Raw genomic sequence first — 15,419 nt, 5'->3', positions numbered from 1 at the left:
AATTAGAATGTCAAAATTATTTTCAGAATATAAATTAAAAGATGTAACGTTAAAAAACAGAATTGTTATGTCACCAATGTGCATGTATTCAGTAGAAAATAAAGACGGGATTGCAACAGACTTTCATTTTGCACACTATGTTTCTAGAGCAGCTGGCGGTACAGGACTTGTTATTTTAGAAGCAACCGCGGTTCAAGAAATCGGCCGCATTTCTGAGTTTGATTTAGGGTTATGGAATGACGAACAAGTTCCAGCTTTAAAAAAATTAGTCGATGGCCTTCATTATCACGGCGCAAAAGCGGGTATCCAATTAGCGCACGCTGGGCGAAAAGCCGTTTTACCCGGTGAAATTGTAGCTCCTTCTGCGATTGCTTTTGACGAAAAATCTGCCAAACCAGTAGAACTGACAAAAGAAGCGATTAAAGAAGTCGTGGCTGATTTTAAACGTGCCGCTTATCGCGCAAAAGAAGCTGGCTTTGATGTTATTGAAATTCACGCCGCGCACGGTTATTTGATTCATCAATTTTTATCACCAATTACGAATCGTCGTGAAGATAATTACGGCGGACCTGCTGGCAATCGTTATAAAATTTTAAGCGATATTATCAAAGCAATAAAAGAAGTATGGGACGGCCCAATTATTGTTCGGGTTTCTGCAACGGATTATGCACATGGTGGCTTGCAATTAGAAGACCACATTCCGTTTGCTAAATGGATGAAAGCAGATGGCGTGGAACTAATTGATGTTAGTACAGGTGGCTTAGTAAATGTAGCTCCGCCAGTTTTCCCGGGCTATCAAGTTCCTTTTGCAGATGAGATTCGTCGTGGGGCGGGGATTGCGACCGGGGCGCTCGGACTTATTACACGAGGCGAGCAAGCGGAAGAAATTTTATGTAACGAACGAGCAGATTTAATTATCGTCGGTCGTGAATTATTACGTAATCCTTATTTTGCCAAAGATGCAGCCAAACAATTAGGCGAAACGATTGAAGGACCAAAACAATATTCACGAGCTTGGAAATAACTGAAAAGCTTGAAATCCTTTCTGAGGGTTTCAAGCTTTTTTTGCCTTTTTTTAAACAAAAATCTACAAATGTTGTATATTTTTTAGTTCGTTTATGTTACCATGAATAATAGTTTTCCAGTTAGTTTAAACATACACAAATAAATTAACTGAAAATTGGAATTAAAAAAGGAGGAATCTTTATGACGAAAATTAATTCTTTTTTCAGAAAAAAGAGTTTTCATAACCCAGCGACAGACAAACATCATTTGAACAAAACGTTAGGAGCATTTGATTTAACGATGCTTGGAGTCGGGGCGGTTGTTGGGGGAGGGATATTTATTCTTCCAGGGCAGGTAGCTTCTGTCATTGCAGGACCAGGAATTATAATTTCATTTATTATTGCGGGAATTGCTTGCTGTTTAGCGGCACTTTGTTATTCGGAGTTTGCTTCTAAATTACCAGTTGCTGGTAGCGCCTATACGTATAGTTATCATGTATTTGGTGAAGGAGTGGCGTGGATTTTAGGTTGGTCGCTTATTTTAGAATATGGCTTGGCTGTAGCGGCAATCGCAAGCGGCTGGTCTTCTTATATGAAAAGCCTACTAGCGGGATTTGACTTGCACATTCCAAAAGTTATTTCATCAGCTTATGATCCAAGTGCGGGAACGTATTTTGATTTACTAGCATTTGTTGTTGTTATGGTAATTGGGATTTTACTTAGCTTTGGAATTCGTGAATCGACGCGCGTAAATAATATTATGGTTTTAGTTAAAATCGCAGTTGTTGTATTATTTATTTTGGTAGGCGCTTTTTATGTAAAACCAGATAATTGGACGCCGTTCTTACCATTTGGTGTACAAGGTGTCATTACTGGGGCTTCCACTGTATTCTTTGCCTATATCGGCTTTGATGCTGTTTCAAGTGCAGCAGAAGAAGTGAAGAATCCGCAGAAAAACATGCCAATCGGAATTATTGCTTCACTAGCAGTTTGTACATTGCTTTATATTTTACTTTCAGCTGTTCTTACGGGCGTTGTACCTTACACTGATTTAGTTGGCGTTAGTGCACCTGTTGCCTTCGCACTTCAAGCAATTAATCAAAACTGGATTGCTGGGTTGCTCTCAGTTGGTGCAATCGTAGGGATGACAACCGTTGTGCTTGTTATGTCTTATGGCGGTACTCGTTTGTTATTCGCAATGGGACGTGACGGATTATTACCTCAATCATTTTCAAAAATCAGCAAAAATGATACACCAGTCAGAAATACGATGATTTTTGCGACAGTGATGGGGCTGATTGCTTCTACTGTACCAATGGAAGATTTAGCGCAATTAATTAATATTGGAACACTGTTTGCCTTTGCAATGGTTTCTATCGGGATTTTCTTTTTACGAAGAAACCCAGACTTGAACCAAAAAGGATTTAAAACACCATTTTATCCTGTAGTACCAGCACTTTCCTTTTTACTTTGTGTTTATTTAATGCTTAATTTATCTAAAACAACATGGATCGCGTTTGGTATTTGGTTCGTGCTAGGGATTTTAGTATATGTATTTTACGGAAGAAGACATTCAGCGCTTCGTATAAAATAAGGTAATAAAAAAGAGGTTTTGCATTTTCGCAAAACCTCTTTTTATTGATTAACCTTTTAAGCCAGATTTGTTAACAACGATATCATCGATTAAGCCGTAATCTTTGGCTTCTTGTGCAGTCATGAAGTTATCACGATCTGTATCACGAGCAATGACTTCATATGGTTGACCAGTTTTTTCAGCCATAATGGTATTCATACGTTCTTTGATTTTTAAAATGTGACGAGCTGCAATTTCGATTTCAGTTGCTTGACCTTGAGCACCGCCAAGTGGTTGGTGAATCATGATTTCTGCGTTTGGAAGGGCAAAACGTTTACCGCTTGCGCCAGCTGTTAATAGGAATGATCCCATTGAAGCAGCCATACCCATACCGATTGTTTGAACGTCCGCTTTCACGAAATTCATTGTGTCGTAAATGGCCATACCAGCTGAAATGCTTCCGCCTGGAGAATTGATATATAAGAAAATATCTTTTTCAGGATCTTGTGCATCTAGGAATAATAATTGAGAAACGATAGAGTTTGCCACGTTATCATCAATTGCAGATCCTAACATAATAATTCTGTCTTTTAATAAACGGGAATAAATGTCATATGCACGTTCACCGCGGCTAGTTTGTTCGATTACTGTTGGAATTAAGTTCATATCAAGATTCCTCCTGTTAAATGTATATTTAAAATTAGCTTTGTTTATATCATACACGAATGGTCAAACTAGGTCAAACGATAAAGTCTCAGGCAAACTATTTCAATAAAATTTAACAAAAAGGTATAATTAACTATACTGAAAGGAAGGTGCATCATGAAGAAATTTTCGAAAATTGGAATGTTTTTTGCTGTGTTTACGTTAGCTGTAGTTCTTTTTCAAACAACTGCTTCAGCTCATGGATACATATCAAAGCCGGCAAGTCGTGTTTATTTAGCAAACAGAGGAATCAATGTAGGGGTTGGAGCAGCGCAATTTGAACCACAAAGTGTAGAAGCTCCAAAAGGTTTCCCAGTAAGTGGACCTGCTGATGGAAGAATCGCAGGCGGAGGAAAATATTCACTTTTAGACGCTCAAACTGCAAATCGTTGGGCAAAAGTTGATATTGAGTCTGGCCCACTAACAGTAGAATGGACATTGACAGCGCCACATAGAACAAGTGGTTGGCAATATTTTATTACTAAAAAAGGTTGGGACCCAAATGCGCCACTGACTAGAGCATCATTAGAACCATTAGCAACAATTGCTGCGGATGGAAGTGCTCCAGGAACTATTGCTACACAAGAAATTAATATTCCGAATGACCGTTCAGGATACTATGTAATCCTTGGTGTTTGGACAATTGCTGATACAGGTAATGCGTTTTATCAAGTTATTGACGCAAACATCATTAACTCTGATGTAGCGCCAATTGCTGACGACGAAGCGCCAACAGCTCCAACTAATTTAGCTGGAACTACTACGCCGAAAAAAGTAAGTTTAACATGGACTGCTTCAACGGATAATATTGGAATTAAAGGTTATGAAATTTTACGTGACGGACAAGTAATCGGAGAAAGCCAAGCCGCTTCTTATGAAGATACGACTGTAAATTCAAGCACTGCGTACACTTACACAGTTCGCGCAAAAGATTTCGGTGGCAACAGCTCTGCATTAAGCAATAGCATTAATGTGACTACAAAAGAAGCTCCAGCAGTGGATAAAGAAGCGCCAACTGCACCAAAAAGCTTAATGTCACACGCGCAAACAGATACAACAATTGCTCTTTGTTGGCAAGCATCCACGGATAACGTGGAAGTGAAAAATTACGAACTATATCGTAATAATACAAAAATCGCAACATCAACAAAAACAATGTTTGAAGATACAAAACTAGCAAGCAATACAAGCTATAAATATAAAGTTTATGCAGTAGATACTTCAGGAAATCGCTCCTTAGTAAGTAACGAAATCACTGTTAAAACAAAACCACTAGATCCGATGAACACATGGAAAGCGGATCAAATTTACCTAGCTGGCGACCAAATTTATTATAAAGGCGTGCCGTATACAGCGAAGTGGTGGACAAAAGGTAACGCACCAGACACAAGTGATGTTTGGAAAAATGAAAGCACAGAACTCCAAGCTTGGAACTCTCTAAAAGCCTATAACGGCGGAGATAAAGTCATTTATAACGGCAAAACATACCAAGCAAAATGGTGGGTTAAAGGTGCAAGACCAGACAGCTCTTCCATTTGGACATTAGTAAATTAATACCCGAGCCAGCAAATCTACGGATGTGCTGGCTTTTTCAAATAAAATAAAACTTGTAAAACCCTAGGAATTTCGCTATAATTATTATTCGTACGGTAAGCGTTTCTGACCTACATATAGCCCTCGTGGTGCAACGGATAGCACGTAAGATTCCGGTTCTTAAAATGGGGGTTCGATTCCCTCCGAGGGCATACTAAAAAACATCTCACATTTGGCAAAAGCCATGTTGTAAGATGTTTTTTCTTTTTATTTAAAAATCGTATTTTTTACTTTCCAATCTTCTAATTTAATGAAAACCCAGAAACCATAAATTCCGATAGTAATGATAGTTAGTAAAAGCCATTTAATCCAGTGACCAAAAAGTCCAACCGCAGAACCTTGGAATTTCAAGCGTCTTCCTTCAATAACCGTATGATTGATTTTCCAGCCATAAACCATACACAAAGCCCATGGATAGCAAATCCCAATCGTACAAATCGTCACCAAAGTGCCAAGTATCGTCCAACCGATATATTGCAGCAAACCTCCATCAAAAAATGATGTTCTCCCGTTTCGTGTTTCAATGTTGTACTCTTCTCCCATTTTTCGTACCAACTTTCGTTTAATATTTATATAATCGCAAAAAACGTTTATACCATTGTAGTAAGCGCTAATATTGATATTAGCATGAATGATTGGAGAAGAGAAAACTGGATTTGACTTTTTTGTGGATTATGAGGGGGAATATTTCTTGGTAAATGGTTTATTCGTTTTGTTTTGAGGCTTATTTTGATAAAATATTATTGTGAGCAAGTGCACAAGTTTTGAATGAAAAACAATAGAAATTACAAAAGGGAGTTGTTCCAGTGAGCCGAATCGACATCGGAGAAATACGAGATTTTGCATTCCAACTACGCGCAGCTAACCAAACAGGAAGAAAAATCATCCAAGGCATCAAAACCACCGTGACAAACTACATAGAAGATGGTAGTTTAAAAGGGAAGGCCGTGGAAGCGTCCAAAAATTATTATCAAATGACGTATATTCCACTCTGCGACACGATAATCGAGGCAATGAATGAGAGTGAGGAACGGATGAAGCGGTACATCCAGGACTTTCACGACCAAGTAGACCCTTCTCCTAATGCTAAAATCGACGCAGATGGTTTATACGAACTCGGCCAAATGATTGACCGAATTGAAAGCAAAAAAGAAGCATTGTATCAACGAATGAATAGTAACACAGAAGGCCAAATGCAAACCTATCGTTCCCAGTTAGCAACCGCATATAAGCAGGAAAATATTTTAGAGAAATATCTGGCTTTTGAACAAAGTCATGGGGCTTTTTTCGAGCATTTGACGGATTTAGTGCAAGGTATCCAGCAGACTGTTCAAGAGTTACAATCCAATATCCAGTTTAATAGTCAAACTGGGGGCTATGATATAAGTAAACTAAATTTTGCCACTGTGAGCCGAATGCGAAAAACGTTAGGAAAAGCGAGCGCCACTGATACGACAGTCTATGATTTTGCGAGTTATAGCAAAGTGAAACAAGGCGGCATGTGGATTCTGTCTAAAGATGGTCAAGTGGATATTAAAGCAACGGAAGCTTATAATACAGCCAGTTTTAACGGCGAATTACCAAAGGAAAGTAACCAAGCTACGGAAGAAGGCGAGTTGGTAAAAGCCACACTAGAATCATTGAAACAAAATAAAAATCCGATTACAGGACAAGAAATAAGCAAAGCGCAAAGTTTTGGGATTTTAACCTCGCTTATTTTTGGTTACACGACAAAAGTATATCGAGGAAAGAAATTCACTATACCAAACAGCGCCTTAAAGCAAGCCAATAAAGCAAACGCCGACCAAAAAACGCGAATACTAAAAAATATAGAAGCAAGTAAAAAAGCTAGAGAAGCATCTAATTTTGAAGAGCATTTGAAAAGAGAAAAAGCGGCGTTAGAGGAAATTAACAAGGGTGGGAAGAATCGGAGTAGAAATTTAATTGACAATACGGATGAAATTGCAAAGGACATTAGGAATATAAATAAAAAATATTCTAATGGGTTTGAACAAAATAATTCAATTGATAGTATAATTAATTCTGCATCTTATTATAATGATACATGGGAGCAAACTTCTGCAGTAACTAGAAGTATTGCGGACCATGCATTTGAAAATGGTAATAAAAGAACAGCTTTTGATACATTAAATATGTTATTAGATGAGTTTAATTTAAAATCACCTTTAAATGATACACAAAAATGGGATTTAATTGAAAAATTAGGTAGAAAGGAGATTACAGATGTATCTAAAATTGCAAACATTCTTAAAGGAAAATAAAGCTAACTTCTCAATTAAATATGATTCTGAGAGAGTAGATAAAAATTATACTGTAGTACTATTTGATACAGAAAAAGTAGAAAGTGTATGCAGCGGGGATACTGATTCTATCGATATATTAGAGAATAAAATTATGGAGACTTTAAATGTGAAAATTGATTTTACTAAAATAAATCAATTATTTTACGAAATGAAAGCAAAACTTCTAACTGTAAAGATTAATTATTTTATCGTAGGAATTTATCAAATGAAAGGTTCCTTAGAGTATCGTATTTCTATATTTGGAGAAATAGTAAATATAAGAGAGACATTTAGTTCTTTGGAAGAATTAGAAAGGTTTATAAAAAATTATGAATGAACAACTAATAGTAAATATCAATAACTATTTGCAGAAGTTAACAGAAAATGTTGTCAAACCTATGTATGGAATTAGAGACGAAAATTCCATACATTTAATTTTGCAATCCCTAGATCAAGAGGTTTTTGGTGTGGAATTGCACCCTACTATTTTTGATAAGGCAGCTTATTTATGGTATTCCTTGGCTAATTATCATTGCTTTTATAATGGAAATAAACGAACGGCTTTAGTGACAACTTATCTTTATCTAAGATTAAATGGTTTCAATTTAAAAATAGATAGCAGCTTTTATGATATCGCTATGAATATTGTAGAATTTCATATGGAACAAGAGAAAATTAAAGGAACTATACAAGAACATATTACCGAAACTTCAAAACTCCCTTCTGAAAATATCCTAGAACATTTAGAAACCGAAATAAATAATAATAGTTCTTTTAAAGATGTGATTATCAAGTTATCAAAGACTTAATAAAGGTTTGTAATTAAATGATACTAGAATAAACCTAACCAATGATAAGATTAAATAGGAGTTGTCTTGGTTTCTTTCTATAAAAAATTTTCACTACTTCCCCCAACCATTTTCTGGTAAAATATTAATCAGCAAGGGAGGCGCTTATTTTGGCTGCTAGTTTGAAAGAGCGATTGGAAAAAGAAGTAAGAACGTATAGTGCGGATAATAATTTGACCGTTCAAACGATTGATTTTTTGTACGCAGGGCCTCATATGCGGGGCAGGCACTCGCTTATTCTCGCGTTTACGGAAGCGGGAATTTTTACATTTGTATTTAAATTAAGTGATGCGGAAATGCACTTTTTGGATGGGAAGACAGTTCAGCAAATTGCGCTGGAGAAAAAGAAATTAGTGTATCGTTTATATATTCGAGCAGTGACAGAAGACGGCGAGCTGGAGGAAGGGAAATATCTTGTTAGTAAGCGGGTTCTTGGTCGTAAGTGGCATAAGGAAACGTTGGAAAAACTGATTAATAAAAACCTTCCATTACTAACTGCAACAAAATAAGAAAGGTGGGGTGATGATGGAAAAGAAGCGGACTCGGGCAGAAGAGTTAGGAATAACAAGAAGAAAAATTCTGGATACAGCACGTGATTTATTTATGGAAAAAGGTTACCGGGCAGTTTCCACCAGAGAAATAGCTAAAATTGCCAAAATTACCCAACCGGCACTTTATCACCATTTTGAAGACAAGGAATCGCTCTATATTGAAGTGGTTCGTGAATTGACGCAGAACATTCAGCTGGAAATGCATCCGATTATGCAGGCGAACAAAGAGAAGGAAGCGCAATTGCGCGATATGTTAATCATGTTAATTGAGGAACATCCGACCAATATTTTGCTAATGATTCATGATATTCTCAATGAAATGAAACCAGAAAATCAGTTTTTACTCTATAAATTATGGCAACAAACGTATTTAGAACCATTTCAAAATTTTTTCGAACGACTAGAAAATGCTGGTGAACTGCGTGACGGTGTAAGTGCGGAGACGGCTGCAAGATACTGTTTGTCTACCATTAGCCCACTTTTTTCAGGGAAAGGCAGCTTTGCGCAACAGCAAACGACCACAGAGCAAATCGATGAATTAATCAATTTAATGATGTTTGGTATTTGTAAAAAAGAGGTATGAACTAGTGTGCTTCTTTTTTTGTTGTTTCACTTATCAATTGATAAACGAAAAAACGAGCAAACTAAAGGGGGATTTCTAATGAAAGATGGATTTTTAAGCAAAATAGCCGGTGGGGTTGGCGGCAAGAAAGGTCGATTTATTACGTTAGGTCTGTGGATTATCGCTATTATTATTTTACAATTATTCTTTCCAAAAGCAGCTGATTACAAAGATGATGCGGCGAAAGATCTGCCAAACTCAGAGCCTTCTGTTGTTGCGCAAAAACTAATTGATGACAAATTTGCCGGGACAGATGGTGTGCCAGCGCTAATTACCTGGTATCGTTCCACTGGCTTGACGACAGCAGATTTAGTTAATATTCAAAAATATAGTAAAGAACTAACCGAAAACCCAGTAGATTACCAAAAAATGGCAGTTCCTTACGACAAAATGCCACCAGTTGCGTTAAAACAACAAGTTTCTAAAGACGGAACTACTTTTATTCAAACAGTTATTATGAAAGATAGCGCAACATCGGATCAACTATCTGAAAGTTTCAAACAACTTGAATCTGCTGCGAAAACAACGATTGGTGAAGACCCATTTGCGCAGAAAGTTTCAGCAGATAATACGCTCGTTGCTCGGACAACTGGTCCGGCTGGGATTAGTGTCGATGCGAGTGGGTTATTTAAAGACGCGGATGTATCGTTATTAATTGGGACTGTACTACTTGTGTTAGTCTTTTTATTAGTGATTTATCGTTCGCCAATTTTAGCATTAATTCCTTTGATTGCGGTTGGCTTTGCGTATTTGGTGATTACACCGATTCTTGGTTTGCTCGCGAAAGAAGGAATAATCACGTATGGCTCGCAAGGACTCTCCATCATGACCGTACTATTATTTGGTGCTGGAACAGATTATTGTTTATTCTTGATATCCAGATTTCGCAGTCATTTACACACCGAGAAAAACAGGTTCCAAGCATTTAAAGAAGCGTTCAGCGGTACAGCAGGTGCGATTGCGCTTAGTGGCTTGACTGTAATGGCGGCACTTCTGTTATTACTAGCCGCAGAATACGGTTCATTCCATAATTTCGCCGTACCATTTAGTCTAGCGATTTTCATCATGATGATTTCCTCGCTCACACTTGTACCTGCCCTTCTAGGTATATTTGGTCGCGTCTCGTTTTGGCCATTTGTCCCAAGAACAGTCGAAATGGAAGAAAACCGCGCGAAGAAAAAAGGTAAAACACCGAAACACCACAAAGAAAACCGTTTTTGGCATAAAATTGGGGAAATGTCCGCGAAACATCCCATTCGTATTTTGATTATCACGTTAATTATTTTGATTGGTTGTGGGATTTTTACAACGCAAGTCAAATACACCTATGATACACTGTCGACATTCCCAGAAGACATGCCATCACGGGAAGGGTTTACGCTCATTAGCGACCATTTCGGTGCCGGTATGCTTGCGCCAATGGAGGTAGTTGTGAACTCCAAAGAATCCATGAAGAGTTCGCTTGAAAATGTGGACGGGGTTGCGTCAGTTACCGGGCCTGAACGAAGCAAGGGCTATCAAAAATACACACTCATTTTAAAAGATAATCCTTATAGTAATGAAGCGATGGATGTCGTACCAAAAGTTCGCGTCGCTGCTGACAAAGGGAATGACGTTTACATCGCCGGACAAACAGCAACACAGTATGATGATCGCGCGGTGACCGAGCATGATGAAAAAGTGATTATTCCGCTGGTTATTGCTTTGATTGCGATTTTACTTCTATGCTATTTACGTTCAATTACAGCAATGCTTTATCTTGTTGCAACGGTTCTGTTATCATTCGTTGGAGCGCTCGGACTCGGCTGGGTCATTATCCATTACGCGATGGGAGTAGAGGCGATTTCTGGCTTGATTCCGCTCTATGCCTTTGTCTTTATCGTCGCACTCGGGGAAGATTACAATATCTTTATGATTTCTAGCATCTGGAAAAATAGCAAGAAAATGCCACTTCGAAAAGCAATTACAGAAGGCGTTGGTCAAACTGGTGGGGTTATCACGTCTGCAGGGTTAATTTTAGCAGGAACCTTTGGCGTCTTAACTACACTTCCAATTCAACTCCTCGTCCAATTTGGCTTAATTACAGCAATTGGCGTGTTGCTTGATACATTTATCGTCCGTCCATTCCTAGTGCCATCAATTACCGTGCTCCTTGGAAAATGGTCATTCTGGCCGGGGAAACAGCATAAAATGACAAAATAATTTTGTTCCTGAAAAACTCCTTGTCTATTCCTCTGAAAAGTATATAATAGATGTATCAAAAAGGAGGAACGACAGAAAATGAGAGTAATTGATACCCACTGTGATGCGCTTTACAAGTTGCAGGCTGGAAAAGGAAAATACACTTTCCAAGATGCGGAAGAACTTGATGTGAATTTTGAACGGCTTATAGAGGCTAAAATGTTAATGCAAGGATTCGCCATCTTTCTTGATGAAGATATTCCTGTTGAACATAAATGGAAAAAAGCGGTTGAGCAAGTTAATATTTTTAAACAACACGTACTGCATAAAGGTGGAATTATCCAACATGTAAAAAAATGGTGTGATTTAGAAAACCTACCTGAAGACAAAATTGGCGCGATGCTAACATTAGAAGGCATTGAACCAATTGGACGTGATTTAGATAAATTAACGCAATTACTTGATGGTGGCGTATTATCTGTCGGACTAACGTGGAACAACGCCAATTTGGCAGCAGATGGTATTATGGAAGAACGTGGTGCGGGACTAACGCGCTTTGGGAAAGAAATTATCCATTTGTTGAATGAACGAAAAGTATATACAGATGTGTCTCATTTGAGCGTAAAAGCTTTTTGGGAAACATTGGAGCAAGCGGAATTTGTCATTGCTAGTCATTCGAGCGCAAAAGCGATTTGTTCGCATCCTAGAAATTTGGATGATGACCAGATTAAAGCGATGATTGAGCACGATGCGATGATTCACGTGATCTTCCATCCGCTTTTCACGACGGATGCTGGAGTGGCTGATACGGAAGATGTTATCCGGCATATCGATCATATTTGCGAGCTTGGCGGGTTAAAAAACATTGGTTTCGGTTCCGATTTTGATGGTATTCCTGACCACGTTAAAGGCCTTGAACACGCTGGCAAATACCAAAGCTTCCTCCAAACATTAGAAAAACACTATACAAAAGAAGAGGTTGAAGGATTTGCATCGCGCAACTTCTTAAACCATTTACCAAAATAGCAAAAAGTCCAAGTGCTGAGACAAGTACTTGGATTTTTTTCAAAGAGAATCTGCTGTAATTTGAAAAATGGCATGTTATAATGAAGACAAGAAATGGAATTTAGTTTGGTATGCGTATACCAGACGAATTTTTAATGGAGGTTTTAATGTGCGTTTAGAATCTAATTTCGTCCAAAAGCAACAACAAAAGCAGTCACAGAAATTAAATATGACGCAACAATTGTCCCAGTCTATTGCAATGCTTCAATTTGCGACAGCTGATCTAGTGGCATTTTTAGAAGATAAAGCACTCGAGAACCCATTAATTGAAGTGATTCCAGGCTCGGATTTTGCAACAGATTTTTCCTACAGTAGCCGTAAAAGCGCGGGAAGTTCCGATGATACGGATTGGCTAGAACAAATCGCCGATAATAAATTGACACTAGCCGATGCGCTAAAAGAACAGCTGCATTTAATGGATGTCACCCAAACACAAAAAATTATCGTTTTATATTTAATAGAAAGTTTAAATGACAATGGTTATTTACAAATAGATTTAAAAGATGTCAGTGCAGCACTTTTGATGGACGATTCCAGTGTTTTAGAAGGACTGGAGATTCTGCAAAGCATGGAACCGGCCGGGGTTGGCGCCAGAGATGCGCGCGAATGTATTTTACTGCAAATCGAACGCTCACCGGATGCTCCTTACATTGCCTATGATGTCATCCAAAAATTTTTCACGGAGTTCGCTGAGAAAAAATGGAAGATAATCGCTGCGGAAATGGATGTTAGTTTGCAAGATATCCAAGAAGTTTCCGATTATATCCAAACGCTAAACCCTAAACCAGGTTCTGAGTTTGAATCCGAACGCGTTCAATATGTGGTTCCAGACTTGATTTTACTCCAACATGAAAATGAATTCGCTGTTTCGCTAGCAAAGCAATTTTTACCGCAAGTTCGTTTCCAAGAAGCCTATTACGAAACAATGCGAGCTACCGAAGAAAAAGATGTCGCCCAATTTCTACGGGAAAAAGCCGGTGAATTTGATTGGATTAAAAAAGGTATCGAACAACGCGAAAACACGTTGCAAAGAGTTGGCGAGGCGATTGTTAGCCACCAAAAAGCCTATTTCCTAGATAACTCAGCGCATTTACAACCGTTAACTTTGAAAGAAGTAGCAGAAGAGTTGGGCGTACACGAATCCACTGTGAGCCGGGCTGTGAACGGGAAATATATGGAGACGACAACCGGTGTATACGAACTAAAACGCTTTTTCGCATCAGGTTTACAGAAGAAATCGTCCGAAAATGAAAATGCCGGCGATATCTCCAGCACGACTATCAAAAAGCTAGTGCAGGAATTTGTAGCAACAGAAGATAAATTAAAACCACTTTCTGATCAAAAAATAGTAGATATGCTCGCAGAAAAAGAAATCCAAGTTTCAAGAAGAGCTATCGCGAAATATCGTTTAGAATTAAATATTCCTTCTTCGTCCAAAAGAAAAAGATTTTAAAAGACGTTTTTTGCCTCATGCGCGGTGTGTGGGACAAAAAACGTCTTTTTAAAATAAAAAAATTACTAAGAGCATGTTTCATTTTCAAGAGACGTGGAAAACAACTAACATAGCCTATTTCGAAGTTTACAGTTTAAAAATTAATTGTAAATTTCAGGTGAATATTTCATAAATGTCCCACTTAACACTTGAAGAATTGTGCCAAGACTGTTAGAATAGGGAACGTAGGGTAGTTAAAGAACATTAAAAAAAGATTCACCAGCGTAAGCAGAAAGAGAAGGGGTAAAAATCACATTGAGAGACACTTTGTTAACAAGCTGAAGTAGCTAGTTTAATAGTCTTGAAAGTTATGAAAAACCTCTATCTCTACTTTTTTTAGTTCTAACGGGACGTCAGATGACTAAGTGGGTCGTTAAGCGTCCAAAGATGAGGAGCAATTAAAAATGTCAGACTTAATTAACATTCAGAAAAAGTTATTGCCCGACGTTTTGATGATTATGCAAAAACGCTACCAAATCCTACGCTCGATTTATTTTTCTGAACCAGTTGGGAGACGGACACTTGCCGGAATGCTAGGCATGAGTGAACGCGTCCTGCGCGGCGAAGTAGAATTTTTGAAAGCACAAGGTTTAGTAGAAATTGCTTCTTCCGGAATGACCGTTACAAAAGAAGGCTTGGTCGTTTTCCGCGATTTGGAAAATGTCATGAACCAACTTTCAGGGTTACATTCGATGGAAGAACAATTAGCGAAGAAATTGCAAATCAAAAAATGCTTGGTAGTGCAAGGTGATAGCGATGATACTCCATGGGTCCGCGAAGAAATGGGACGTGTGGCAGTAGAACAATTAGACATGGCGCTCACCGAAAAAAGAAACATCGTCGCAGTTATGGGCGGCTCTACAATGGCAACTGTTGCCGAAATGATGACAACTGATTTCGCAAAAGGCAGAGAACTACTTTTCGTTCCCGGTCGTGGAGGTATTGGTGAAGACCTTGACAATCAAGCGAATACAATTTGTGATAAGATGGCAACGAAGACAAACACGAAACACCGCGTTCTCTATGTTCCAGAGCAATTAGGCGAAGAAGCCTATCGTTCGTTACTGAAAGAACCGGCAATTCAAGAAGGCTTACGATTAGTACAATCCGCAAATGCTATTATTTTAGGCATAGGGGATGCGCTCGCTATGGCGAAACGCAGACATACCGGTGAAGATGTACTTGAAAAAATCATCCATCGTAAAGCTGTTGGTGAAGCATTTGGTTATTATTTTGATGAACAAGGCGAGGTTGTACATAAGGTTCCTACATTCGGTCTTCAATTCGAAGACTTAGCGCAAATCCCGCATATTATCGCTGTTGCAGGCGGTACATCGAAAGCCAAAGCAATCAAATCGTATATGAAAAGCGCTCCAAAAAATACGATTTTAATCACGGATGAAGGAGCAGCAAAATCGCTTTTAAAAGGGAGTAATACCCTTTTGAAATAAAAAAAACACTATTTTCAAGGAGGAAATTGAC

General features: G+C 38.3%; 14 protein-coding genes and 1 tRNA gene. 13 read left to right on the top strand and 2 right to left on the bottom strand.

The window, feature by feature from the left end; genetic code table 11:
* The first annotated feature begins 7 nt into the window (after positions 1-7).
* Positions 8-1,024 (top strand): NADPH dehydrogenase NamA, encoded by a 1,017-nt coding sequence (gene namA / locus HCJ30_RS11900; RefSeq protein WP_185392324.1) that lies wholly within the window; start codon positions 8-10, stop codon positions 1,022-1,024.
* Between the two features lie 182 nt (positions 1,025-1,206).
* Entirely contained in the window at positions 1,207-2,598 is a 1,392-nt protein-coding gene (bcaP, locus tag HCJ30_RS11895) for a branched-chain amino acid transporter BcaP (RefSeq protein ID WP_185392323.1), read from the top strand.
* A 48-nt stretch (positions 2,599-2,646) separates the two neighbouring features.
* Here the strand turns inward: bcaP and clpP are convergent, their stop codons facing one another.
* Positions 2,647-3,243, bottom strand: coding sequence for an ATP-dependent Clp endopeptidase proteolytic subunit ClpP (gene clpP / locus HCJ30_RS11890; protein WP_185392322.1), 597 nt, complete (start codon positions 3,241-3,243; stop codon positions 2,647-2,649).
* A gap of 156 nt (positions 3,244-3,399) precedes the next feature.
* Between clpP and HCJ30_RS11885 the strand changes: the two genes are divergently transcribed.
* Both HCJ30_RS11885 and HCJ30_RS11880 read left to right on the top strand, forming a co-directional pair.
* Entirely contained in the window at positions 3,400-4,836 is a 1,437-nt protein-coding gene (locus HCJ30_RS11885; protein WP_185392321.1) for a lytic polysaccharide monooxygenase, read from the top strand.
* A 119-nt stretch (positions 4,837-4,955) separates the two neighbouring features.
* Positions 4,956-5,027 (top strand) — tRNA-Arg (locus HCJ30_RS11880).
* A 55-nt stretch (positions 5,028-5,082) separates the two neighbouring features.
* Here HCJ30_RS11880 and HCJ30_RS11875 read toward each other — a convergent pair.
* Positions 5,083-5,418 (bottom strand): YjgN family protein, encoded by a 336-nt coding sequence (locus HCJ30_RS11875; RefSeq protein ID WP_185392320.1) that lies wholly within the window; start codon positions 5,416-5,418, stop codon positions 5,083-5,085.
* A gap of 263 nt (positions 5,419-5,681) precedes the next feature.
* Between HCJ30_RS11875 and HCJ30_RS11870 the strand changes: the two genes are divergently transcribed.
* From HCJ30_RS11870 to HCJ30_RS11830, 9 genes are all read left to right on the top strand, one after another.
* Complete coding sequence (locus HCJ30_RS11870) at positions 5,682-7,157, top strand: type II toxin-antitoxin system death-on-curing family toxin (protein WP_185392319.1); 1,476 nt, start codon at positions 5,682-5,684, stop codon at positions 7,155-7,157.
* Positions 7,120-7,515, top strand: a complete 396-nt coding sequence (locus tag HCJ30_RS11865) for a hypothetical protein (protein WP_185392318.1) — start codon at positions 7,120-7,122, stop codon at positions 7,513-7,515. Before HCJ30_RS11870 ends, HCJ30_RS11865 begins: the two co-directional genes overlap by 38 nt.
* Positions 7,508-7,987: a type II toxin-antitoxin system death-on-curing family toxin gene (locus tag HCJ30_RS11860; protein ID WP_185392317.1), complete on the top strand. Its 480-nt coding sequence runs from the start codon at positions 7,508-7,510 to the stop codon at positions 7,985-7,987. Before HCJ30_RS11865 ends, HCJ30_RS11860 begins: the two co-directional genes overlap by 8 nt.
* 149 nt (positions 7,988-8,136) lie before the next feature.
* A complete protein-coding gene (locus tag HCJ30_RS11855) occupies positions 8,137-8,535 on the top strand; it encodes a hypothetical protein (protein ID WP_185392316.1) in 399 nt (132 codons plus the stop codon).
* A gap of 16 nt (positions 8,536-8,551) precedes the next feature.
* On the top strand, positions 8,552-9,160 hold the full coding sequence (locus tag HCJ30_RS11850) for a TetR/AcrR family transcriptional regulator (protein ID WP_185392315.1): 609 nt from the start codon (positions 8,552-8,554) through the stop codon (positions 9,158-9,160).
* A 78-nt stretch (positions 9,161-9,238) separates the two neighbouring features.
* Positions 9,239-11,401: an MMPL family transporter gene (locus HCJ30_RS11845; RefSeq protein WP_185392314.1), complete on the top strand. Its 2,163-nt coding sequence runs from the start codon at positions 9,239-9,241 to the stop codon at positions 11,399-11,401.
* Between the two features lie 78 nt (positions 11,402-11,479).
* Positions 11,480-12,406, top strand: a complete 927-nt coding sequence (locus tag HCJ30_RS11840; RefSeq protein ID WP_185392313.1) for a dipeptidase — start codon at positions 11,480-11,482, stop codon at positions 12,404-12,406.
* Between the two features lie 148 nt (positions 12,407-12,554).
* Positions 12,555-13,898: an RNA polymerase factor sigma-54 gene (gene rpoN, locus HCJ30_RS11835; protein ID WP_185392312.1), complete on the top strand. Its 1,344-nt coding sequence runs from the start codon at positions 12,555-12,557 to the stop codon at positions 13,896-13,898.
* A gap of 443 nt (positions 13,899-14,341) precedes the next feature.
* Positions 14,342-15,388 (top strand): sugar-binding transcriptional regulator, encoded by a 1,047-nt coding sequence (locus tag HCJ30_RS11830; RefSeq protein ID WP_069008201.1) that lies wholly within the window; start codon positions 14,342-14,344, stop codon positions 15,386-15,388.
* Positions 15,389-15,419: the final 31 nt, after the last annotated feature.

It is taken from the genome of Listeria cossartiae subsp. cossartiae, from assembly GCF_014224155.1.
GTDB lineage: Bacteria > Bacillota > Bacilli > Lactobacillales > Listeriaceae > Listeria > Listeria cossartiae.
This window is presented reverse-complemented; position numbering and strand designations above follow the sequence as displayed.